General features: G+C 58.8%; 16 protein-coding genes and 1 pseudogene. 5 read left to right on the top strand and 12 right to left on the bottom strand.

Going from position 1 to position 22,682, the window contains the following annotated elements; translation table 11 throughout:
• Positions 1-205: 205 nt before the first annotated feature.
• The 6 genes and pseudogenes from ACOT1A_RS13835 to ACOT1A_RS13810 all read right to left on the bottom strand — a co-directional run bounded on the left by ACOT1A_RS13835 (position 206) and on the right by ACOT1A_RS13810 (position 7,092).
• Positions 206-508 carry a hypothetical protein gene (locus tag ACOT1A_RS13835; RefSeq protein ID WP_063147972.1) on the bottom strand — a complete coding sequence of 101 codons (303 nt, stop codon included), beginning with the start codon at positions 506-508 and terminating at the stop codon, positions 206-208.
• Between the two features lie 7 nt (positions 509-515).
• Positions 516-882 (bottom strand): annotated as a pseudogene (locus ACOT1A_RS13830) (hypothetical protein); the annotation flags it as partial.
• Between the two features lie 107 nt (positions 883-989).
• Positions 990-1,421, bottom strand: coding sequence for an SMI1/KNR4 family protein (locus ACOT1A_RS13825; RefSeq protein WP_023299524.1), 432 nt, complete (start codon positions 1,419-1,421; stop codon positions 990-992).
• On the bottom strand, positions 1,418-5,629 hold the full coding sequence (locus ACOT1A_RS13820; protein ID WP_105322524.1) for an RHS repeat-associated core domain-containing protein: 4,212 nt from the start codon (positions 5,627-5,629) through the stop codon (positions 1,418-1,420). The genes ACOT1A_RS13825 and ACOT1A_RS13820 overlap by 4 nt, the downstream gene beginning before the upstream one ends.
• A gap of 17 nt (positions 5,630-5,646) precedes the next feature.
• Positions 5,647-6,084 carry a DcrB-related protein gene (locus ACOT1A_RS13815; protein WP_038415594.1) on the bottom strand — a complete coding sequence of 146 codons (438 nt, stop codon included), beginning with the start codon at positions 6,082-6,084 and terminating at the stop codon, positions 5,647-5,649.
• A gap of 117 nt (positions 6,085-6,201) precedes the next feature.
• Complete coding sequence (locus ACOT1A_RS13810) at positions 6,202-7,092, bottom strand: oxidoreductase (RefSeq protein WP_250116671.1); 891 nt, start codon at positions 7,090-7,092, stop codon at positions 6,202-6,204.
• Positions 7,093-7,197: 105 nt separating this feature from the next.
• Here ACOT1A_RS13810 and ACOT1A_RS13805 point away from each other — a divergent pair, with 105 nt between their 5' ends.
• On the top strand, positions 7,198-8,319 hold the full coding sequence (locus tag ACOT1A_RS13805; protein WP_022647338.1) for a YbdK family carboxylate-amine ligase: 1,122 nt from the start codon (positions 7,198-7,200) through the stop codon (positions 8,317-8,319).
• Here the strand turns inward: ACOT1A_RS13805 and ACOT1A_RS13800 are convergent.
• The 3 genes from ACOT1A_RS13800 to ACOT1A_RS13790 all read right to left on the bottom strand — a co-directional run bounded on the left by ACOT1A_RS13800 (position 8,249) and on the right by ACOT1A_RS13790 (position 15,298).
• Positions 8,249-11,404 (bottom strand): efflux RND transporter permease subunit, encoded by a 3,156-nt coding sequence (locus tag ACOT1A_RS13800; protein ID WP_105322523.1) that lies wholly within the window; start codon positions 11,402-11,404, stop codon positions 8,249-8,251. The genes ACOT1A_RS13805 and ACOT1A_RS13800 overlap by 71 nt on opposite strands.
• 9 nt (positions 11,405-11,413) lie before the next feature.
• Positions 11,414-12,478, bottom strand: a complete 1,065-nt coding sequence (locus ACOT1A_RS13795) for an efflux RND transporter periplasmic adaptor subunit (RefSeq protein WP_276170065.1) — start codon at positions 12,476-12,478, stop codon at positions 11,414-11,416.
• A gap of 111 nt (positions 12,479-12,589) precedes the next feature.
• Positions 12,590-15,298, bottom strand: coding sequence for a cation-transporting P-type ATPase (locus tag ACOT1A_RS13790; protein ID WP_276170064.1), 2,709 nt, complete (start codon positions 15,296-15,298; stop codon positions 12,590-12,592).
• 488 nt (positions 15,299-15,786) lie between these two features.
• On the opposite strand from ACOT1A_RS13790, the gene ACOT1A_RS13785 reads away from it, so the two are divergent.
• Complete coding sequence (locus ACOT1A_RS13785) at positions 15,787-16,035, top strand: DUF1158 domain-containing protein (RefSeq protein ID WP_003858875.1); 249 nt, start codon at positions 15,787-15,789, stop codon at positions 16,033-16,035.
• Here the strand turns inward: ACOT1A_RS13785 and ACOT1A_RS13780 are convergent.
• Positions 16,021-17,589: an alpha/beta hydrolase-fold protein gene (locus ACOT1A_RS13780; protein WP_180243504.1), complete on the bottom strand. Its 1,569-nt coding sequence runs from the start codon at positions 17,587-17,589 to the stop codon at positions 16,021-16,023. The genes ACOT1A_RS13785 and ACOT1A_RS13780 overlap by 15 nt on opposite strands.
• A gap of 123 nt (positions 17,590-17,712) precedes the next feature.
• On the opposite strand from ACOT1A_RS13780, the gene ACOT1A_RS13775 reads away from it, so the two are divergent.
• Positions 17,713-19,857 (top strand): TonB-dependent siderophore receptor, encoded by a 2,145-nt coding sequence (locus ACOT1A_RS13775; RefSeq protein WP_276170063.1) that lies wholly within the window; start codon positions 17,713-17,715, stop codon positions 19,855-19,857.
• A 106-nt stretch (positions 19,858-19,963) separates the two neighbouring features.
• On the opposite strand, the gene ACOT1A_RS13770 is transcribed toward ACOT1A_RS13775, so the two are convergent.
• Both ACOT1A_RS13770 and ACOT1A_RS13765 read right to left on the bottom strand, forming a co-directional pair.
• Positions 19,964-20,305 carry a RamA family antibiotic efflux transcriptional regulator gene (locus ACOT1A_RS13770; protein ID WP_017694370.1) on the bottom strand — a complete coding sequence of 114 codons (342 nt, stop codon included), beginning with the start codon at positions 20,303-20,305 and terminating at the stop codon, positions 19,964-19,966.
• A 32-nt stretch (positions 20,306-20,337) separates the two neighbouring features.
• Positions 20,338-21,441, bottom strand: coding sequence for a RomA family MBL fold metallo-hydrolase (locus tag ACOT1A_RS13765; RefSeq protein WP_022647332.1), 1,104 nt, complete (start codon positions 21,439-21,441; stop codon positions 20,338-20,340).
• Positions 21,442-21,633: 192 nt separating this feature from the next.
• On the opposite strand from ACOT1A_RS13765, the gene ACOT1A_RS13760 reads away from it, so the two are divergent.
• Both ACOT1A_RS13760 and ACOT1A_RS13755 read left to right on the top strand, forming a co-directional pair.
• The gene (locus ACOT1A_RS13760; protein WP_023299509.1) at positions 21,634-22,224 is read left to right on the top strand and encodes a TetR/AcrR family transcriptional regulator; all 591 of its coding nucleotides are present in this window, start codon (positions 21,634-21,636) and stop codon (positions 22,222-22,224) included.
• Positions 22,214-22,582: an MmcQ/YjbR family DNA-binding protein gene (locus ACOT1A_RS13755; protein WP_022647330.1), complete on the top strand. Its 369-nt coding sequence runs from the start codon at positions 22,214-22,216 to the stop codon at positions 22,580-22,582. Before ACOT1A_RS13760 ends, ACOT1A_RS13755 begins: the two co-directional genes overlap by 11 nt.
• The last annotated feature ends 100 nt before the right edge of the window (positions 22,583-22,682 follow it).

Below are 22,682 nucleotides of genomic sequence, written 5' to 3'. Positions count from 1 at the left end.
GGGGTGATGAGGATCAACCCGCGTCTGGTATGGATTGTTACCTCTGACTTCATATCCCCTACATAACCCAATCGGATCCTGTTCAGTAAACCGCACAATCTGCGGGTCGTAGTAGAGGATGGATTATTAATTATATGTTTGTGGTTCAAGAAAGGATTATATCATATCAAAGCCGGGCGAATTTCTCACCCGGTCTTCATTCTTTTTAGCTTAAACAGTTTATTACTAGCGAGTCTAACTCTATCCATGCATCTTCTAATTTAAAAGCCAAATCTGGTTTGTTTTCCACTTTATCAAAACTAGCATATGCATTTCTTATCATTTGAGGTATTGTATATAAATACAAAGCTAATTCTTTATCTATGGAGTTATTATTTTTCAATAGGTTAGCAAGCTCATCTAAACTAGAAACCAAGTCATTATACTGTTCATCATTGAAAACCATATTAATTCTAACATTATTAACAAAATCATTATCAATTATTTTTTTCTTTACATCATTTAACATAAATCACCTATTTAAATATGATGGCTTCGTGAGGAATCTCACCAAAAATCAATACTTCCTGATGCGCCGCATCAGCATTTCGAGTAAACGGCGTTTGTAAATACTCTGCTGATGCCTGGCTTCTGGTGGAGGAAATCTAAGAGTCACGCGAATGCGGAGCACCTACAATATATGTTAGGCCGGCGTTATTTTATGCTAAAGTGTTGTTCTTATTGTTTTATCCGCTCATATACTCTCTCGTTTTCAGGCGTCACCGCTCTTATGACACTATTACCATTACATAACCTGCACGGAGCAAACCATCCCAGCGGATTCAGCGCATACTGATAAAGATTCCACCCACCATTCAACCCAATCGGATCCTGTACGATATACAGTCTATCCGAGGAGCGTAGTAGTTATATTAAACTTAATAGGTAAAACAAGCCGGAAATTAAAAAGTACTTCCCGGCGTTTTAGTTAGAACGGAAAAATACAGTTATTAAATGTATGCAAACAATCGTTTCTTGAGATACACAATAAAATTATCAGCATAGGGTTGAACATTCTCCCCTAATGATACATATATTTTTTCCATTTCATTTGCATCAAAAAAGAACTCTTCGCCAAAATCCGTATTCGATACAACAACTCTTCCTTTTTTCAAATTATCATTTGCTATAGTATTTTGATATACTATATCTCCACCTACCGCCTCATCAAAAGGCAGGCAGTAAATACTATAAATTTCCTCACCACAGATATCTCCGCCACCATAATTGTTTAAAAACCACTTATAGCTAGCAGGAAAAGTCACTGATAATGCTTTTTCTGCAGCATCGATCCAGTCACTTCCTGGAGAATCTTCAGACGTTCCCATGTTGATTAAATCAGAATGTTTATCAAAAAGCTCTACTAATTCTTCTCTGCTCATAGGAAATCACTCGCTCTGTTTGTCCAATATTGTTTACGCCATGTATCAAATACAGATCTATCTATACCAGATGGGATTGTGTTTGGATTTATGTGTATTATTCCATGGTTAGTTTTATGGAATGTTTGACTCATCTCCGCAATTGGGCCATCTTGAGTTTGTAACATATGATGTAAATTAACCGCATTTCCATCATATCCAACAGGTGCACGGCCTGTAGCCATTCGCTCTACGTTCGTTCCCCTGAAAACTTTTCCTTTTTCACGCCAAGTTGTCATCAATTCAGGATCAAATAAATCATCCCGCTGATAAACTTTATTTCCGTTAAATTCTATTGGTTCATTTTTCCAAAACTTCCTGTTTTGCCCAGAAGAATTACAAGCAGCAAGACCCAGCGGATCAATCCACCCCAACGGGTTCGGCGCATACTGATATAGGTTCCACCCGCCATTCAGCCCAATCGGATCCTGCACAATAAACCGCCCGACCTGCGGGTCGTAGTAGCGGAACAGGTTATAGTGCAGCCCCGTTTCACCGTCAGCGTACTGCCCGGCATAGCGAAGCGGCTGGTGTGCCATCGCCGTGCGGTTCACAAGCCGTGAGAACCCTTCGCTCTGATGGCGCACTTCGCCAAAGCTGCCGTACTGGCCGCTCCAGCGCACCGCGCCGCGCTCGTCGGTCACTTCCAGCGGCGCGCCGTTCAGATCGGTACTGAACCAGTAAATCTCACCGCTGCTCTGGTCACGAAGGTGATCCACCCGTGCCAGCGGGCTCCAGGCTTCATTCGGGTCGTATACATAGGTGCTGCGCAGCCCGCTCTCCTGCTGCTCCTGCAGCAGACGGTAGCCCTGCCACAGGAAGCGGGTGTCGGTGGTGCCGTGCGTCGTGGTGACGATTTTGCGCGTGCGGCGGCCCAGCGCGTCGTAGTGGTAGCGCGCCTCAAACCGCCCTTCCGGCCCGGTTCCGCGGGCGGATACCAGACGGTTCTCGGCGTCATACGCATAATGCTGTTCATACAGCCCGTTGCGGCGGCTGACCAGGTTGCCCCAGGAGTCGTATTTCATAAACAGCGCCTGCCAGTGCTGGAGGCGGTTATCCGTGACCGGTGCCGCAGCGTCACTGGCGGCGAGGTTATCCGCGGCGTCGTAGCTGAACTGCGCGCGGCTGTGTCCCTGTCGGGCCTCGTAGTGCTTCAGCAGACGCCCTTCGGCGTCGTAGCCGTAATCCACCTCACCGCGCAGGGTGTCGCTGACGCCGGAAAGCTCGCCGCGTGCGGTGTAGCGATACAGGCGTTCCAGTAGCGCCTGCTCCGGCAGGGTCACGTCCGTGCTCAGTTCGCTGCGCTGCAGGGTGCGTCTGCCGAGGCTATCATACTGGCGGAGCTGCTCGCGCGCGCCCTGAGTGCGGCGTACCTCACGGTGCAGGCGGTCGCGGGTGAACTCGGTCACCAGCTGCTGCCCGAAGCGGATGGCGCTGACGTGGCCGGAGCCGTAGTGCAGCCAGGCCAGCTTTTGCCCGCCGGGCAGCGTCAGGCCGGTCAGGTTGCTCAGGGCATCCCATTCGTAGCCCACCGCGCCGTTAATGCCGGACTCGCTCAGCACGCGCCCGGCGGCGTCGTGGCGGTAAGCGATCTCATCGCTTTCGATACCCAGGGCAACGCCTTCGGCCGTCGGCGTGCGGCGGATGCGGGTAATCTGGCCGCTCAGGTCGCGGAAGTAGCGGTACTCCGCGTGGCGCTGAGTGCGCCCGATCAGCAGCCCGCTGTCGTCATAGCTGAACTGCTGGACGCGACGGGCGATACCGCCGTCGGCGGCAGGCCGTCCGTTTTCTTCGAGCACGCAGAGGAACCCTCGCGCGTCCCATTCCATATGGCGCACGGTCTCATCCGGGCGCGTTTCGCTGAGCGGGCGGCCCACGGCGTCGTAGGTGAAGCGGTATTCCGCCCCGTTGCCGTTATCGAGCCGCAGCAGGTTACCGCGCGGGTCGTAGCGCCACTGGCGCACGCGGCCAATACGGTCGGTAAGGCTGACCGGGAGGCCGAGCGCGTTATAGGCCCAGCTCACCTCGCTTTCCAGCGGGTCGCGCCAGCCAGTGAGCTGGCCGCGTTCGTTCCACACCAGCGACTCGCGGCTGCCATCCGGATGGATCACGACGCTCAGCAGCCCGGCACGGCTCCACTCCCGCCGCGTGATATTCCCTTCTGCATCTTCGCTGGCAATCAGTTGCCCGAAGCGGTCGTAGGTGAAGCGGGTGACGCTGCCGGAGCAGTCGGTGCGCTGCGTCAGCAGCCCCTGGTGGTTCCAGACCAGGCGCACCACGCCGCCGATGGCGTCGGTGATGCTCTCCGGGAGGAATTCTTCATCATCGGGATAGCGATACGCGGTGGTGCTACCGGCCGGATCCGTCTCCGACAGCAGGCGACCGCGAAGGTCGTACATGGCCTGCGATGAGGTACCGTCCGGGTACACCGTGCGGGTGATGCGGTCGGTCAGGCGATGCCAGTGATACTCCGTGCGGCGGCCCGCCGGGTCCGTCTCGCTGGTCATGCGGCCGTATTTGTCCCACGTGCTGCGGCGCATCGCCCCGCCCGGCAGAATGACGTGGCAGAGCTCGCCGTCGCGGTAGACAAACGTCGTCTGGCGACCGTCGTAATCCGTGAAGCGCGCGACGTTGTCGTCGTCATCCACCAGCCAGTGCGCCTGCGCGCCGTCTTCGCGGGTCGCGCGGCGGGTGCCGTTCTCAAAATCGTATTCGAACGTCAGCCGTTCGCCGCCGCTATGGCGGAAGCCGACCACGCGCGGCAGGCCGTCAATCTCCCGCCAGCGGTATTCGCTCAGCAGGCCGTTGGCGTCCTCATGGGCGCTCATCAGCCCGTCCTGCCAGCTGAAGCGTCGGCGCACGCTACCGCCCCGGCCGGTCACGGAGACCAGCTGGCGCTGTTCATCATAAGCGTAACTGACCAGGCAGATCTCGTCATCCAGCCAGGCGCCAACGAGCCTGTCGCGGTCGTAGCGGCAGACCACGCGCTGGCCCGCGCTGTCGGTCAGGGCATGCAGGGTATTATCCGCATTCCACTCAAAGAGGATATCGTTGCCGCAGGGTTCGGAGAGGCGCTGGAGCAGCGACGGGGCATCATCCCGCAGCGGCGCATAGTGCCAGCGCTCGCCGCTAACGTCATACACCGACCAGCTGTCGTCCTGGTGATGTTCAAGCCAGTTTTTTTCGCTTTCGCAGTAGGAGCGCATCCCTTTCGGGACCTTCGGGAAGGCGACGTAATCGCCGGACGGTGCGCGCCACACCAGGCCGTCCTGATAAGGCTCCAGGCGGCTTTCCCAGAACAGGCTCCATCCGCGGCCCAACACGCTGTCGCCGGGATTGCCGCTGCGCCAGTAGCGCTGCCAGCGCAACGGAAGACGGGAAGGCAGGACGAAGTCCAGCTCATCATCCCCGCTGAGAAACTTCTGTCCGCTGACGATATCCACCGGGCGGGCGATGATCCCCGCGGCCGCCACGCCGGTCATCAGCGTGCCGGCGCGACAGGCGATACGGGCCAGCTTGTTGATGCCGGGGATTTTGCCCAGCAGCTTAGAGAGCGCCCCGACTTTGCCAGCGGCGCCGCCCCAGCCGCCGAGAAGCCCGGCGAACAGCAGGGTAAGATCGGAGACCTTGTAGAGCCACTCGGGCACTTCAGACTGAATGGGCAGGGTTTGCTGCGGATCGCCGCCGATAATGACGTTGTCCGAACCGGTCATCACCTTCGCGTCGCAGGTGGTGCGATCCCCGATGCGTGACGCAGGCTGGCTGTTAATGGAGACTCGCTTAGAGCCTTCGGCCATCTGCTGCGAGCCGTCGTCAGAACAGTCGACGGTGCTATCGGTGGCAAGCGCGGCGGGTTTACCGTTGATAAACACGTTGGGCGAGCCGGAGGTGATGACGCCTTTCTTCGTCATGCTGGATGCCCCGGCGTCGGCGATGCTGTCCCTGGCGGCAGTCGCCAGCTCCCCGGTGTAATATCCCACGGCCAGGCTGGCGCCGACGAGCAGGACGCCCACGCCAAGACAGGATGCGCCGAGACCGGCAATAAACATGGCCCCCGCCAGAATGCCCCCGGCGGCGGCAATCAGGCCACCGACAATCGTTCCGGCAATCATCCCGGCCAGCGCACCGGAGTGGCCGATATCATCACCAACGCGTGCTGCTTCAAACATAACAACGGTCCCTGAAGTTAATGGTGGAAGCGGAAGCTCCTGAGAAGATCGCCAAACAGCGCGCCGTCGGCATCGCCCGGCGCGCGGGTGCAGGTCATAGTGAACACCAGGATTTTATCGCCGTCGACGTTAAACACGGCCTGCTGCTGCCAGATGCGTTTCCCGTCGCGCAGGTAGCTGGCATGGACGGTTTCACCCTGTAAAAGGCTGTCGCCCAGCGTAGCGGCGCTGCGCTCACCCTGCTTCCAGCCCTTGATGTGCTTTGCCATCAGGGCGAGCTGGCGATCGATATACGCGGCAAGCGCTTCGCCGGGGTTGAGGGCATCGCGGGAAATGTTGAACGCGGGCGCATCCGCTGCAGGCGGCGCGAAGACATTGACGGTACGGTCCTGATAGCCCTCAGGAAAAGCAATCATTCCTTCATTAAACAGGCACTGCGAAGATGGTTCTGACATTGAGCGGGTCCCACCACATTTTTTCAGAAGCGGTAAGTTTCGCATATGTGTTTAAGGCTGACTATCCCCAGATTATTGCTCCACCGTCACGCTCGCCGAACGGAAAAACAGCGGCCGTTAGCCCGGCCCCTCGCTCCCCGCCGCCAGCAGCGGCACCACCACGTCGCTGATGGGCACCGCAATACCATGCCTGCGGCCATAGCGCTGGATCACACCGTTACGAATATCCCACTCCATCGGGCGTTCGGCCTGACGGTCGGCAAGGATCGAGGTGCCTAAATCCTCGGGCGCACGCTGGAAGTTCACCAGAATCTCCTCAGCCACCGCATCGTCCAGTTTCGCCCCCTCAGCGCGGGCGACGGCAAGCCCCTCGCGCAGGTAGGCCAGGGCCAGCTCGCTGATATCCTCGCGCCTGAACATCCCGGCGCGGCGATTGGCCAGCACCATCAGCCCGGCGACCGCGTTTTGCAGCAGCTTGCGCCAGGCGACGGTGGTGAAATCTGTCGAGAGCTCAACATCACAGCGCGTACCGCGAAGCGTCTCGACCACCCGCTGCGCCTGCGGCACATCCGGTAGTGTCAGACGCGGTTTTGCCCGCAGCCAGACGGAGGCGTCCGGCTCGCGCTGCGCCGGGAACCAGACCACCGACGGCAGCACCGTTGCGCCGTTGACCAAAGGCGCAAGCTGGGCTTTCTGCTCCACACCGTTTTGCAGCGCGCAGACCACGGTGTTTTCATCGCACAGGGCGCGCAGCCACCCGGCGCTGTCGGCATTTTGCGTCGTTTTTACCGCCACAAAAACGAGGTCTACGGGGCGGGTAATGACGGTGGGATCGGTGAGTACCGGACCGGGCACCACAGTTTCATCCTCATCGTGACGCAGGCGTAATACCGGATGCGCGGTGCGACCGCACAGCAGCGGCGTACGGCCCGCGTCATGCAGCACCGCGGCAATGGTGGTGCCAATCGCACCGGGACCAATCAGCGCAATGGTTGGATAGTCAGACATGGGTCACTCCCCTTTTGCTAAGCCTGCTATCAGTTATACCACCCTGAAAAGAGCGCGCCACGCCCATTGTCTATACTCAACACATAACAGACAACGGAGTGCGCCATGCCCTTACCCGATTTCAAGTCCTCTGAACCTTATACCCTCGGCATTGAGCTCGAACTCCAGGTGGTTAACCCGCCGGGTTACGATCTGAGCCAGGACTCCTCTGCCCTCATCGCCGCCGTCAAAGACGACATCAAAGGGGGCGAAGTCAAACACGACATCACCGAAAGCATGCTCGAAATCGCCACCGGCGTATGCCAGACCATCGACCAGGCGGCGGCCCAGTTCTCCGTGATGCAGCAGAGCATCCTGCGGGCGGCGTCGGAGCAGCACATCCAGATCTGTGGCGGCGGCACGCACCCGTTCCAGAAATGGCAGCGTCAGGAGGTATGTGACGACGAGCGCTATAACGTCACGCTGGAGCGCTTTGGCTATCTGATTTTGCAGGCGACGGTGTTCGGCCAGCACGTGCACGTGGGATGCCGAAACGGGGACGACGCGATTTACCTGCTGCACGGCCTGTCGCGCTTCGTGCCGCACTTTATCGCCCTCGCCGCGTCGTCGCCTTATATGCAGGGCACGGACACCAAGTTTTCCTCGTCGCGGCTCAACATATTTTCCGGGTTCCCGGATAACGGCCAGATGCCGTGGGTCAACAGCTGGCAGGAGTTCGAGGGGCTGTTCCGCCGCCTGAGTTCCACCAGCATGATCGACAGCATTAAGGATCTGCACTGGGACATCCGCCCCAGCCCGCACTTTGGCACCGTAGAGGTGCGGGTGATGGATACGCCGCTGACGCTCGGTCACGCCATTAACATCGCCGGGCTTATTCAGGCGACGTCGCACTGGCTGCTGACTGCGCGGCCCTATAAGCATCAGGAACGGGATTTTCTGCTATACCGCTTTAACCGTTTTCAGGCCTGTCGCTACGGGCTGGAAGGCATTCTGACCGACGTGCATACCGGCGAGCACAAAACCGTGGCGGAAGATATCGCCTGGCTGCTGGAGCAGGTTGCACCGTCGGCCGAGAAACTCGGCGCGACGAGCGCCATCAAGGAAATTGCCCTGCTGTTAAAGCAGGGCAAGAGCGAGGCGCAGCGCATGCGGGACTTTATCGCCGATGGCGGCTCGCTGATTTCTCTGGTGCAGAAGCACTGTGAGCTGTGGGCGACGAGTCCGTAAGGCCATGCCCCCACTCGCGAAGGCGCTGGAACAGCACGAACAGCGCCGGGATGAACACTATCCCCACCACGGTGGCTACCAGCATGCCGCTGAACACCGTGGTCCCGATAATGCGGCGGCTCTGGGCACCCGCCCCGGTCGCCAGCATCATCGGCAATACGCCGATGATGAACGACACGGCGGTCATCATTACCGCGCGGAAGCGGCGTGATGCCCCTTCCCGCGCGGCATCGACAATCGCCATTCCGTCCATACGACGGGCGCGGGCAAACTCCACGATAAGAATTGCGTTCTTGGCGGCGAGGGCTATCAATAGCACCAGACCAATCTGCACGTACACGTCGTTGGCATAGCCTGCCAGCCACAGCCAGACCAGCGCTCCGCCGATGGCGAACAGCACCGAGAGCATCACGCTCGCCGGCAGCGTCCAGCTCTCATACTGGGCGACGAGGAACAGCCACGCCATCACCACCGCCGCCAGCACAATCCATATCGCCTGATTCCCGGTCTGCTGCTCCTGATACGACATGCCGCTCCAGGCGTAGTCGTACCCGGCTGGCAGGTTTTCCGCCAGAATCTCGCCCATCGCCGCCATTGCGGTGCTGCTGCTCACCCCTTCCGCTGCCGAGCCGCTCACCGATACCGACGGGAACTGGTTGTACTGCTGAATAAATGGCGCGCCGACGGTCGGCGTGATGGTGACGAGGTTGCTCAGACGCACCCGCTCGCCGCTGTTGCTGCGCACGAACAGCTCGCTGATTTGCTCTGCGCGCTCGCGCCACTGCATCTCGTTCTGCATCACCACGTGATAGACGCGGTTGTTGACGCTGAAATCCCCGGCGCGCGTGCCGCCAAAGGCAGTTTGCAGGCTGCTGAAGATGCGCGACACCGGCACGTCGAGGCGGGCCGCGCGCTCACGGTCAACGGTGAGCGTCATCTGCGGCACGTTGCTGCTCCAGGTGGTGAACACGCGGCTCAGCTGCGGGTGCTGGTTGGCTTTCGCCAGCACCTCGCGAGTTACGCGCTCCAGCTCCGCCGGGCTTTGCCCCGCCTGTGCCTGAATGCGCAGATCGAAGCCGGAGGCGTTGCCCAGCCCCGGCAGCGTCGGCGGTGCAAAGGTCATGATGGTGGCTTCCGGCAGGGCCAGCAGCTGGCGCTGAAGGGTGCCCATCACCTCATCCAGCGGCGGACGCTCGCTCCAGTCTTTGAGCATGATGGAGATAAACCCGCCGTTCGATGCGCTGGTGCCGTTGAGGATGTTAAACCCGGAGACCTGAATCACGTCTTCCACCGCCGGGTTTTTAGCGATCAGCTCGCGCGCGGTGGTCATCACCGCTTCGGTGCGCTCCAGCGAGGCTGCCTCTGGCAGCTGGACGCTGGCGAAGAAGTAGCCCTGATCCTCCTGGGGCAGGAAGCCCTTTGGCATCGACATAAAGCTGAATACCACCACCGCCGCCGCGCCTGCGGTGGCCAGCAGCGCCAGCCACGGACGGAGGTTGAACACGCTCACGATCCGGGTGTAAAGCGTGCGCGTGGCGTCCAGCCCGCGGTTGAACCCGCGGAAAACGGCGGCGGGCTGTGCCGGACGCGGGCGCAGCAGCATCGCGCAGAGCGCGGGCGTCAGGGTCAGCGCCACGAGGCTTGAGAGCGTGACGGCGGTCGAGAGCGTCACCGCGAACTGGCGGTACAGCTCGCCCACGATCCCCGGCAGGAGCGCCACCGGTACAAACACCGCCAGCAGCACCAGCGTGGTGGCAATCACCGGCCCGGCAATCTGACGCAGCGCCAGCGCGGTCGCCGCCGTGCGGCTCTGCCCTTCCGCCATCAGCGTTTCGACACTCTCCACTACCACGATGGCGTCATCCACCACCATGGTCAGCGCCAGAATGATGGCGAACAGACTGAGCGTGTTCGCGGAGTAGCCGAGCGCGTAGAGCACCGCAAAGGTGCCCACCAGCGACACCGGAATGGCAAGGGCGACAATCAGCGTCGCGCGCCAGCTTTGCAGGAACAGGGACACCACGACCACCACCGCCAGCATCGTCAGCGCCAGCGAGACGCCAATCTCTTTGATGGTAGCGGCCACAAACGAGGTGGTGTCGAATTTGACTTCATAGACCAGATCGTCCGGGAAGCGCGTGGATAACCGTTCCAGCTCCGCGCGCACCGCATCGGCCACGCGCAGGGCGTTAGCGGACGGCGTCGGGTAGATGCCAAGGTAGGCAGAGTCATGCCCGTTCAGCTGCGCGCCCGAGCTGTAGCTGCGCGAGCCAAGCTCAATGGTGGCGACGTCCTTCAGGCGCACCAGCTGGCCCATCTCCCCGGTGCGGATAATGATGTTGGCAAAGTCGTCGGCCTGGTTTAAGCGCCCTAGCCCGTTGATGGTTAGCGTCTGCTGCTGGCCGTTAAACACCGGCGGCGTGCCGACCTGGCCTGCCGCCCCCTGCACGTTCTGCTCGCGCAGCGCCTGCGCCACGTCATCGCTGGTCACGTTCAGGGCATTCATGCGGTCCGGACGCAGCCAGATGCGCATGCTGTAGTCGCGCGCGCCAAACATCTGTACCTGCCCGACGCCCGGCAGTCGCGACAGCGCCTCGCGCACCTGGGTGCTGGCGTAGTTGCTGACGAACAGCGGCGTGTGGGTGTTATTTGGTGAGTAAAGGCTTACCCCCATCATCAGGTTGGTGGCGCGCTTGCGCACCTGCACGCCGTTTTGCTGCGCCTCGGTCGGCAGCTGCGCCACGGCCTGCGCCACGCGGTTCTGCACGTCGATGGCGGCGAGATCCGGATCGGTGCCCGCCGCAAAGGTGATGTTCAGGCTGTAAGAGCCCTCATCCGAACTGGTGGACTCCATATAGAGCATATGATCCACCCCGTTCAGCTGCGTCTCCAGCGGCGTGGCGATGGCCTCCGCCACGTCAGCCGAGCTGGCGCCCGGCCATGACGCTGACACATTCACGACCGGCGGTGTGATCTGCGGGTACTGCTCCACCGGAATAATCCTCAGCGCGATGGCCCCCAGCAGGGTGATGACCAGCGCAATCACCATCGCAAAGCGCGGGCGTTTGATGAAAAACGTCAGCATGATGGCTCCTTAATTCAGTATCTGAACGGCAGCGCCTGGCTGCACGCGCTGCGCACCGTCAGTAATTGCTCGCTCACCGGGCTTAACGCCGGAGGCAATCTGGAACTGCTGGCCCATCTGCCCGGCGACCTTAAGCGGACGCATTTCGGCTTTATCCTCGGCGTTAACCACCCAGGCGAAGAACCCGTCGCCATTCTGCTGTACCGCAGCGGCGGGCAGGGTCAGGACAGGCTGCTCGCTTGCCGGACGCAGGTAGACGTTCACATTGCCGCCGGGCAGCAGCTGATGGCGCGGGTTGGCGAACTCGGCGCGCAGCATCACGCTGGCGGTACGCGGGTCGATGCGGTTGTCCACGGAGGTGAGTTCCCCGCTGACGCGCTGGCCGTTGCTGTCAATCAGCGCCTGCCAGGCCTGCTTCATGGCGCTGATATCCGCATGCTGTCCGGCTTTGGTGGCAAACGCGCCCTCTTCCAGCGCAAAGGCGATGCGGATCGGATCGAGCTGCACCACCTCTACCAGCACACCGCTGGCAGGATCCACCAGGCTGCCGACGTGAAAGTTGCTGTGCCCCACGCGTCCGTCAATCGGTGAGGTAATGCGCGTGTAGTTGAGGGTGACGCTGCGGGTGTCGAGACGGGCTTTCGCCTGCTCCAGCGCGGCGCTCGCTACGTCGCGCTGCATGCGGGCGTTGTCCACATCGTGGCGGCTGATGGCGTTGCTGCTGCCCAGGCTTTCGAAGCGGGACAGCTGCTGCTGCGCCTGACGCAGCGTGGCTTCGGCGCTTTTCACTTCGGCCTGCGCCAGGCGCAGGGCGGCGCGCGGCTCGGCGTCGTCCAGCTCGAACAGCACGTCACCTTTTTTCACGTACTGGCCGTCGCGAAAGTGGATTTTGGTGATGACGCCTTCCGTACGCGCGCGCAGTTCAACGGTGTGAATCGCTTCAATGCGACCCGGGATCTGACGTTCGGCGGCGTGGGCGGTTTGCTCCACGGTGGCGACACGCACGGGAATGACTGCGGCGAATGCGGGCGGCAGGGTAGCGGCGAGGAGTATGAACAGGAGCGGGAGTTTCATGGGAGTACCTCAGTATTTTCCCCTCACCCTAACCCTCTCCCCAAAGGGGAGAGGGAACTTGAACACCCTCTCCCCTTTGGGGAGAGGGCAGGGTGAGGGGTAAGGTTTTAGTTATGCAGCCTTACGGAACCTGCGGGTCAGTCGCTTCTCGATTTCGACGACGAAGAACATCACCCCCGCCACCGCCAGCGTCACGAACCAGTAGCGCAGCGGCAGCGCTTCGGTGCCGAACAGCATCTGCATAAACGGCAGGTAGATGATCGCCGCCTGGAGCAGGAACAGTACGCCCGTTACCAGCCAGATCCCTTTGTTCGCCAGCAGGCCGCGGTTCAGGGAGAACCCTTCGGTGTTGCGGCAGTTAATCATGTACACCCACTGGGCGCAGACCAGCATCTGGAGCAGCACGGTGCGGATGAACTCCGCGCTGTGCCCGCGCGGGGCCAGCCAGGCTTCCAGCGCAAAGGCGGCGATGGCAATCATGGTGCCGACGAAAGCCACGCGCCATACGGCGTAGGCGTCCATCACGTGCTGCCCGGTCTGGCGCGGTGGGCGGCGCATGATGTTGCGCTCGGCGGCCTCGAAGGCCAGGCCGAAGGAGAGCGTGGCGGAGGTCGCCATGTTCATCCACAGGATCAACACCGGCGTCAGCGGAATGATGTTCCCCGCCAGCAGCGCAATCACAATCAGTAGCCCCTGCGCCAGGTTGGTCGGCATGATGAACAGAATGGTCTTCTTCAGGTTGTCGTAAACGCGACGCCCCTCTTTCACCGCGCTGGCGATGGTGGCGAAGTTATCGTCCGTCAGGACCATGTCCGCCGCCTCTTTGGTGACTTCCGTGCCTTTGATGCCCATCGCAATACCCACATCCGCCTGACGCAGCGCTGGCGCATCGTTCACGCCGTCACCGGTCATGCCGACGATTTCGCCTTTGTCCTGTAACGCTTTCACCAGGCGCAGCTTATGCTCCGGACTGGTACGGGCGAAGATGTCATACTTCACCGCCGCTTCGGCCAGCTCGGCGTCGTCCATCTTCTCCAGCTCATAGCCGGTGACCGCCTGCTCGCTGTTAGTGATCCCCAGCATCTGGCCTATGCTCATCGCCGTCTGCGGGTGATCCCCGGTGATCATCTTCACGCGGATCCCCGCCTGCTGACAGGCGTTAATCGCCTCAATCGCTTCCGGACGCGGCGGATCCATCATCCCGGCAATGCCGAGGAAGATCAGGCCGTGGCTCAGGTCGTCGTGAGTCAGTGTCTGCTCACCGTTCGCTGGCCTGAACGCCGCGGCGACCATGCGCAGCCCCTGACGCGCATAGCGCTCCATCTCCGTTTCCCAGTACGCGCGGTCAAAGGCTTGCGCACCGTTGCGGGTCTGCTGCTGCTCACACAGGGCGAAAATCACGTCCGGCGCGCCGGTGATCAATATCTGCTCCTCACCGCCAATCTGGTAGTGGGTGCTCATGTACTTGTACTGCGAGTCGAACGGGATCTTGTTGACCAGGGTGGTCTCGACCGGTGCGAGGTGGGCTTTTGCCGCCAGCACCTTCAGCGCGCCCTCGGTCGGGCCGCCGGTGATGCCCCACAGGCCGCGCTCGTCCTGAATCAGCTGGCTGTCGTTACACAGGTCGATGGTGCGCAGGTACTGCTCCAGCACGGTGCCCGGCTGGATCTGCACCGGCTCGTCGCTGCCTTCGAGGTAGAGGTTGCCCACCGGCTCGTAGCTGTTGCCGTCCACGCGATAGCACGTATCGGCGGTAATGATGGCTTTCACCGTCATCTCGTTCATAGTCAGGGTGCCGGTTTTATCCGAGCAGACCACGGTCATCGCGCCCAGGGTTTCAACCGTCGGCAGCTTGCGGATAATCGCCCGCTTACGCGCCATCGCCTGTACGCCCAGAGAGAGGATGATGGAGATAATCGCCGGCAGACCTTCCGGTACGGAGGCTACCGCCAGGCTAATCAGGGAGAGCAGCAGCTCGCCCATCGGGATCTCGCGGAACACCAGGCTGAAGACAAACAGCGCGGCCATCATCGCCAGAATGATGGCGAAAATCGCTTTGCCCAGCTTGTCCATCTGCACCAGCAGCGGGGTGCGGTGCTTTTCAATGCCCGCCATCATCTGGTTGATGTGGCCGAGCTCCGTATCCTTACCGGTCGCGGTGACCAGGCCAACGCCACCGCCCGCGCTTACGGTCGTCCCGGAGAAGACCATATTGGTGCGGTCGCCCAGCGGCAGTTCACCGCTCAGCGGATTAATGTGTTTATCCACCACGGTGGATTCGCCGGTCAGAATTGCCTCTTCCACGCGTAAATTATGCGCTTCAATTAAGCGCATATCCGCCGGAATACGATCTCCTGCGCGCAACACAATAATATCGCCCGGGACGATTTCCGTCGTCGGGATGGTTTCATGGTTACCATTACGAATTACGCGCGCCTCGCTGGAGAGCATATTGCGAATACTCTTCAGGGATTTTTCTGCGTTACTTTCCTGAATGTGGCCAATTAAGGCATTGATTACCGCCACACCCAGGATAACCAGCGTATCAACCCAGTGTCCCATTACAGCCGTTAATACGGCGGCCGCCAGCAGGACGTAAATCAGGACATCGTTAAAATGCGCGAGAAAACGCAGCCAGCCCGGCTTGCCTTTTTTCTCCGGCAGCGCGTTCGGGCCATGCTTCTGCAAACGTGCCTGCGCCTCGGTGCGGTCCAGTCCATTCGCCTGGCTCTGCGCCTGAGCAAGCACCTGCTCTACGGTCTGCTGGTACGCCTGCCCGCCTGCGGGTGGCATATTCTGCGAGAAATTTTTTTTGGTCATGGTATTTTTCCTTCAATATCCGGTGGACGGAAGCCGGAATTCCTTTCTGGCTTTAAATAATTCATTTTTAAGTCTTGCGGGTTAAATTGATCTACCGCAATATATTGACTACCCGGTTATTCAAAACTGATTAAAATTATTTCGACGCGTTGATTTTTACAAAATATTTCTAAACCAACACTAAACGAGGAGGAAGCATGTTTGGTATTTATCGCGGGCGGCGCCTGGCGTTATACATTGTCGCAGCCATTGTTATTGCGACGTTAATTGGATATAGCACCTATAGCTTTGTAAAATTATTTTCGTGAAAAAGACGTTTATTTACATTACGCGATATTAATTTAATCGCCCCGGAAATATTATCTATTTTCCGTTATTAACTCGCAGAATAATGGTGGCCTTTCACTCAATTTTGCCAGTGGGGATGATATTGCTTTACGTTTCAGGATGCCGGACAATGACATTTTTAACTCACGATTAACATTACGATGAAACACCCGTTAGAATCGCTGCTCACCGCAGGGGGCATTTTGCTGATGGCCCTGCTCTCCTGTCTGCTGTTACCTGCGCCGTCGCTGGGTCTGGTGCTGGCGCAGAAACTGGTTCAGACCTTTCATATGGTCGATCTGAATCAGCTGTACACCATTCTGTTCTGTCTGTGGTTTTTGGTGCTCGGCGCCATCGAATTCTTTATCCTGCGTTTCATCTGGCGCCGCTGGTTTTCACTGGCGTCGTAAGCCAGTGAGATCGCGCATCCCGTGGATCAGCGCTTCACACCAGGCCGCATAGTCGTGGCCGCTGGATGAGGGGTGGAAGCTGACGCGATAGCCTTTTTCCTTCAGCACCTGTTCAAAATCCTGCGTGGTGCGATAAATGCCGCCGCCCGGCCCCGTGGTTTCAAACTTTCCGGCCTGTAACCAGAAGCGCACCGGATACGGCGGCGACTGCTGGTACTGACGCGTCAGCCAGCCGGGGGCGTCACCTTTCGGCGCCCACCAGTAGGAGCCGGAAAGGCTCAGCACGTTGCCAAACAGACGCGGATAGCGCAGCGCCACCCATGACGAGGCAATTCCCCCGTAGCTCGACCCCGCCAGCACCGTTTTCTGCCGCTGCATGCCGATGCCCTGCCCGCGCAGCCACGGCAGCAGCTCGTGCGCCATAAAGTCAGCAAATTCCGGGTTCGGCGGCAGCTCGTTGCCGCGACGGGCGTGATCGAGGCTGTCGATAAACACCACGTTAATCGGTGGCAGGTGATGCCGGGCAATCAGACCGTCCAGCACGTTGGCAAAATGGTATTCGTCCTGATAAATCTGCCCGTCGAACAGAATTAACGTCCAGCGTGCGGGCTGTGCGCCGCGCGGTTTGTAGATCATCACGTCGCGGGCGTTGCCGAGGATGTGGCTGGAAAAACTCTGACGGCTCAACGTCCCGTGCACCAGCGGCTTTGCCGTGGCCTGAACGGAGCAGTAGCGCGCCGGGCTGAGATCGAGCAGCGAGTAACGGTTCCATCGATCCGCCTTCTGCTCCCCAAAGGTGTTCGGGTTAAGCGGATCGGCCTGTGCGCTCACCAGGATGGCGCGGCGTTGATCGCGGGCAGAGCCTTCAACGATCGGCACATCGGGGGCGAGCTTATATTGCATCACCGTATCAGCGGGGACCACGTAGCTGCGGAACCAAACGTCGCTGTTGCCCAGGCGGAACAGCGGATCGTGATCCCCCGCCGGAGAGCCGAGAATGAAGACGTTATCCCGCGCGCCGCGCCACAGAAAGGTCACGCGCTTATGGCTCGCATCTACCGGTTCCACCATTGGCGTTCCCTGTCGACGCTGCGCCTGCCAGAACGCCTCGGTACTTCCACCGGCAGAAAGGACGTTTGCCAGCGCCTTTAGCGTCGGGCTTACTGGCGCCAGCATCTGCACGCGTGGTAACGGAGAGGTCTCTTTCATCCGCCACTGAAAACGCCACGGCTTACCGGCTTCGCCGTGTAGCACCAGCGAGGTGTTCTGTTTCACCGGCAGGGCAAACAGCAGCGTGTGTTCCCCGTCCGCAGGACCGTTTTCGATCAGCGTGCGGATGCGGCGGTTTTGCCCATCCAGCAGGCGCGCATCCGTCACGCCATTCAGCGTGGCGGAAACGTAATTTTCACCCAGTTCAGGCAGGGAGAAGCAGACTTCGCCGCTGGCATCAAACTTTCCCTGAACATCGCCCTGCCGGGACGACTGCTCGCACGTTGCCGCCATGGCGGGCAGCGCGCCGATCCCCAACAGCAACCCACTCCATACCCTCTTCATTACCGCTTGTTCCCCAACGAAATTTGTTAACAACGCTAATGCAAATGGTAATAATTTGCAATATCATCAACGGCGATTTACCGGTGTTTTTATGGCGATAGCAACCAAGGACGTTCAATAAAAATGTTTAAAAATAATAAGATAATGCAGCTCTGGCTGCTGAGTCTGGCGACGACCAGCGTCGCGGCTCAGGCAGAAACGAAAGAAGAAACGATTACGGTGACGCAGGGCGTGAGTGAAGAGCCCACTGCGCCCGTAAAAGGCATTGTGGCGACGAAAACGCTCTCCGCCACCAAGACCAGCGCGGAGATTGTGAAGACGCCGCAGTCGGTATCGGTGATCACCCGCGATCAAATGAACATGCAGGACGTCACATCCGTTTCGCAGGCGCTGCGCTACTCGGCGGGCGTGTTTACCGAATACCGGGGCTCGTCTAACCGTAACGACGAGGTGTTTGTGCGCGGCTTTAGCTACGTGCCAAAATTCCTCGACGGCTTAAGCTTTGGCGCAACGGCCTCATCACAGACGGGCACAGTTGACCCGTGGCTGCTGGAGCGCGTGGAGCTGGTGCGCGGCCCGGCGTCGGTCCTGTTTGGTCAGGTGAATCCTGGCGGGTTAATCAGCATGACCAGCAAGCGCCCGACGGCGGAGGCCATTCACAACGTGCAGTTCCGCACCGGCAATAACGATCTCGCCGAAGGTGCGTTTGATTTCGGCGGCAGGCTGAGCGACGACGGCCGCGTACTGTATCGCGTGAACGGTATCGCCCGTACGCAGCATAATCAGGTGGACGATTATAAAGAGACGCGGATGGCGATCGCCCCGGCGATCACCTGGTATCCGAACGATCAGACCCGCTTTACGCTGCTGACCAGCTACCAGAAAGATCCCGATGCCGGATACCGCAACTTCCTGCCCGCGTATGGCACGGTGAAAAGCGTCGACGGGAAGTACATCCCACGCGACTTTAACGTCAGCGATCCGAATTACAATCAGTCCTGGCGCGAGCAGACGATGATTGGCTACGAGCTGGAACACCAATTCGCCGACAACCTCACCTTCCGCCAGAACGCCCGTTACGCCACCATCAAGCAGAAATACCGTTATCTGGTTTACGCCAACAGCGCGGCCAACAGCACGGTGTTGACCCGTCGCGCCCAGCGTGAAGAGCGCACGACCAATGAATTTGGCCTCGATAACCAGCTGGAATATCTGCTGGAGACCGGGAGCGTCAGCCATACCCTGCTCGGCGGGTTTGATTACAAGACAAGCAAGGATAAACAGCTGCTGGCGCGCGGGAGCGGCTCACAGTATGACCTCGACTGGACAACCCCGGTTTACGGCGTGAACGTGGATGAAAGCACCTTCAAAACGGCCTCCGACGAGCAGCAAAATCTCGACCAGATGGGGCTGTATCTTCAGGATCAGATGAGCTGGAACAACTGGGAGTGGCTGGTTTCCGGGCGCTACGACTGGAGCGAAGTGCGTACCAACGACTTCACCGATAATAGCTTTACGCAGCAGAACGACAGCAAATTTACCTGGCGCACTGGCCTGCTGTACGCGTTCGATTTTGGTCTCTCGCCGTACATCAGCTACAGCACGTCGTTTGAGCCGAACCTGCAAACCAACCGTGCGCCGGGCGTCGCGCCATTCAGGCCTACTACCGGGGAGCAGACCGAGATTGGCCTGAAATATCAGCCGGTCGACACCACGCTGATGACTCTCGCGCTGTACGATTTAACTCAGGACAACGTAGCGACCTATAACAGCGCTGAAGGCTGGTTCGAAAATGCGGGCAAGGTGCGTTCGAAAGGCGCTGAAGCGGAAATCCACGCCACGCTGATGGATAACATGAACCTGATTGGCTCCTACACTTACACCGATGCAAAAACCGAAAGCACCACGGTGGCGGGCACCGAGGGCAAGACCCCGGCGCGTATCCCGACGCATATGGCGTCTGCGTTTGCCAGCTATACCGTTCCGGGCGGGGCGCTCAAGAGCCTGACCGCTGGCGTGGGGATGCGCTACATCGGCACCAGCTACGGCGATGCGAAGAACACCTTTAAGGTGCCATCGGTGGATCTGTATGACGCGATGCTGCGCTATGATCTGGGCGAGATGAACCGCAGCCTGAAAGGGGCAAGCGTGCAGTTCAACGTCAATAACGTGGCGGACACGAAGTATGTGGCGTCATGCGCAAGCGATACGGCGTGCTTCTACGGGATTGGCCGGACGGTGACGGCGACGGTGAATTATCGGTGGTAAGTGATTTGTAGGCCCGGTAAGCGCAGCGCCACCGGGCAATTACGGGCACCGAGCCCACAAAAAAGCCGGGTGGCGGCTACGCCTTACCCGGCCTACACGCGACATGTTAATGTGTCTGGCTATGGTTCTCTTTGCGGTACGCCCCGGGCGGCTGGTTGAAGGTGCGGGTAAAGATGCGGGTAAACGTCTGCTGCGAGTCAAACCCGTAGCGCAGGCAGATATCGTACACGCGCTCGTCTGACTCACGCAGATCGCGCGCCGCCATCAGCAGCTTGCGTTCGCGGATGTAGCGCCCCAGACTTTCGCCTTTGTACTGCATAAACAGCCGCTGTAAATGCCATTTTGAGTAACCCGCATGGCGGGCAATCTCTTCGATGCGTAACGGCTGGTGTAGGTTGTCATCGATCCATTCGACAATCGTATCAATGACCTGAGCGGAAATCGTCATACTGCTCTCCCCCTCTGCTTCTCGCTTAAACATTATTCCCACCACTCGCGAAATTGTTGCGTGGTATCACTCACCCGCACGGGCTCGCCCAGCTCCGGTGTCAGCAGCCGGTAGTTTTTATCCTTACTGGCTTTCGCCAGCTGGATCAGTGGATCGTTCCAGGTATGTTTCGCCAGCACAAAACGCCCGTTATGTCCCGGTACGACCGCTCTGGCATTGAGATCTGCCGAGGCCTGCGCCGTTTCCGCCGGATGCATATGGATGTACTTCCAGTCCTGGTCGTACTGGCCGTTTTCCATAATGGCTAAGTCAACTCCGCCAAACTGCTCGCCAATCGCTTTGAAGTGCGGGCCATAACCGGAGTCTCCGCTGTAGTAGACCTTCTGCTCCGGAGAGACAAACATAAAGCTGCCCCACAGGGTCTGGTTACGCTTAATGCCGCGCCCGGAAAAATGGCGCGCCGGCAGAACATGTACCGTCAGCGCATCGCTGATACGTACCGACTGGTTCCAGTCCCGCTCGTCGATAATCTCAGGGTTCATCCCCCAGTAGCGCAGATGCGAACCCACGCCCAGCGGGGTGACCACGCGCTTAACCTTCGGCAGCAGCGCCTTGATGGTGGCGTAATCCAGATGGTCATAGTGATCGTGGGAGATAATCAGCAGGTCGATCTCCGGCATGCTCTCCGCACGCCACGGGTACTCCCCCGCAAAGGCTTTATTGAGGAAGGAGAACGGTGCGGCGTAGTTACTCAGAACCGGATCGATCAGGATTCGTTGCCCCGCCAGCTGCATATACCAGGAGGAGTGGCCGAGCCACACCAGCGTGTCCTGTTCAGGCGACAGGCTCGCCAGATCGGTTTTCACCAGCGGCAGCGGCTGCGCAGGACGGGCGTTTTCGGTTTTACGGGTAAGGAACTGCCACCACGCCACCAGCATATTTTGTTGCCCGGTAAAGCCCGGCGTAGGGAGCGTGTTATGGAATTGCCCGTCGCGATAGTGCGGAGAGGCCTCCACTTCAGAGAGCTGCGCACCCTGCGGTGGCTGGCCAAATCCGGCATTCAGTACAAACGGTAAACTGGCAGCTGAAGCAATAATCATAACTAACACCACGCAGATGAATAGAGGCTTTTTCATTATCCTGACCCGCCAACGCGCCCTGTCCGATAGTTTGCGCGGGTTGAACTTGATTATGAGTGAGTAAGCACTCATTATAGATGGGATGATTACGCCGTCAAGAAGGTTTTCGATCTTTGACATTCCGCGTTGCAGCGTGGCAAAGCACGTGTTTCAATCAGGGTTTTTACAAATGACGGGAGGAAAAATTTAGTGGCACGTCCGAAGAGTGAAGATAAAAAACAGGCCTTACTGGAAGCAGCAACGGCTGCGTTTGCGCAGTCAGGTATTGCCGCCTCAACGGCGTTAATTGCCCGTAATGCGGGCGTCGCTGAAGGGACACTGTTTCGCTACTTTGCTACCAAAGACGATCTGCTGAATGCCCTCTATCTGCATCTGAAGCAGGATCTTTGCCAGACCATGCTGGCAAACCTCGATCGCACCATCACCCAGCCAAAAGAGCATACCCGTAATATCTGGAATAGCTATGTGGACTGGGGCATTCGTAACCCCCTGGCGCATGCGGCTATCCGCCAGATTGGCGTCAGTGAAAAGCTGAACATTGAAACCGAGCAGGCGGTGAAAGACATGTTCCCGGAAATACACGAACTGTGTCACCGCTCGGTGCGCCCGGTGTTTATGTCTGACGAGTTTAAGACCTTCGGTGATGCAATATTCTTATCGCTGGCTGAAACCACCATGGAGTTTGCCGCGCGCGATCCGTCCCGTGCCGTCGATTTTAAAGCGCTGGGCTTTGAAGCCATGTGGCGCGGGCTTGCTGAGGAAGAGAGCCATGGACAGTAAAGCCTTGCAGGAACATGCCAGACGCGTCGCGCTGGAAATGCCTTTTACCGAACATTGCTGGCCGTTTGGCCCGGAGTATGACGTGTTTAAGGTGGGCGGGAAAATTTTTATGCTGATGGCGACCGCTCACGGTCGGGCCCACGTCAGCCTGAAATCCGATCCGGAAAAATCGCTGCTCAATCAGCAGATCTACCGTGGCGTGGAGCCTGGCTACCATCTGAATAAAAAACACTGGATCTCCCTTTATGGCACGGACGACATCACGCCTGAACTGGTCACCGACCTGATTACGGATTCGTGGAATCTGGTCGTTGATAAACTGCCGAAAAAAGATCAGAAGTGGATTCGGCCAGCCTGATTGTTCGTCTGAGACGAACAGAATAAGCGCTCGAATCGCACTTATCCTTTCCCGCTTCGCGCGGTAATCTGCTTTCCTTTCACGCCCGCCCGCGGGCGAA

It is taken from the genome of Enterobacter cloacae complex sp. SYL003, assembly GCF_049236925.1.
Taxonomy (GTDB): Bacteria; Pseudomonadota; Gammaproteobacteria; order Enterobacterales; family Enterobacteriaceae; genus Enterobacter; species Enterobacter intestinihominis.
The sequence above is the reverse complement of the archived record's forward strand: the minus strand, read 5'-3'. Positions and strand labels throughout refer to the sequence as shown.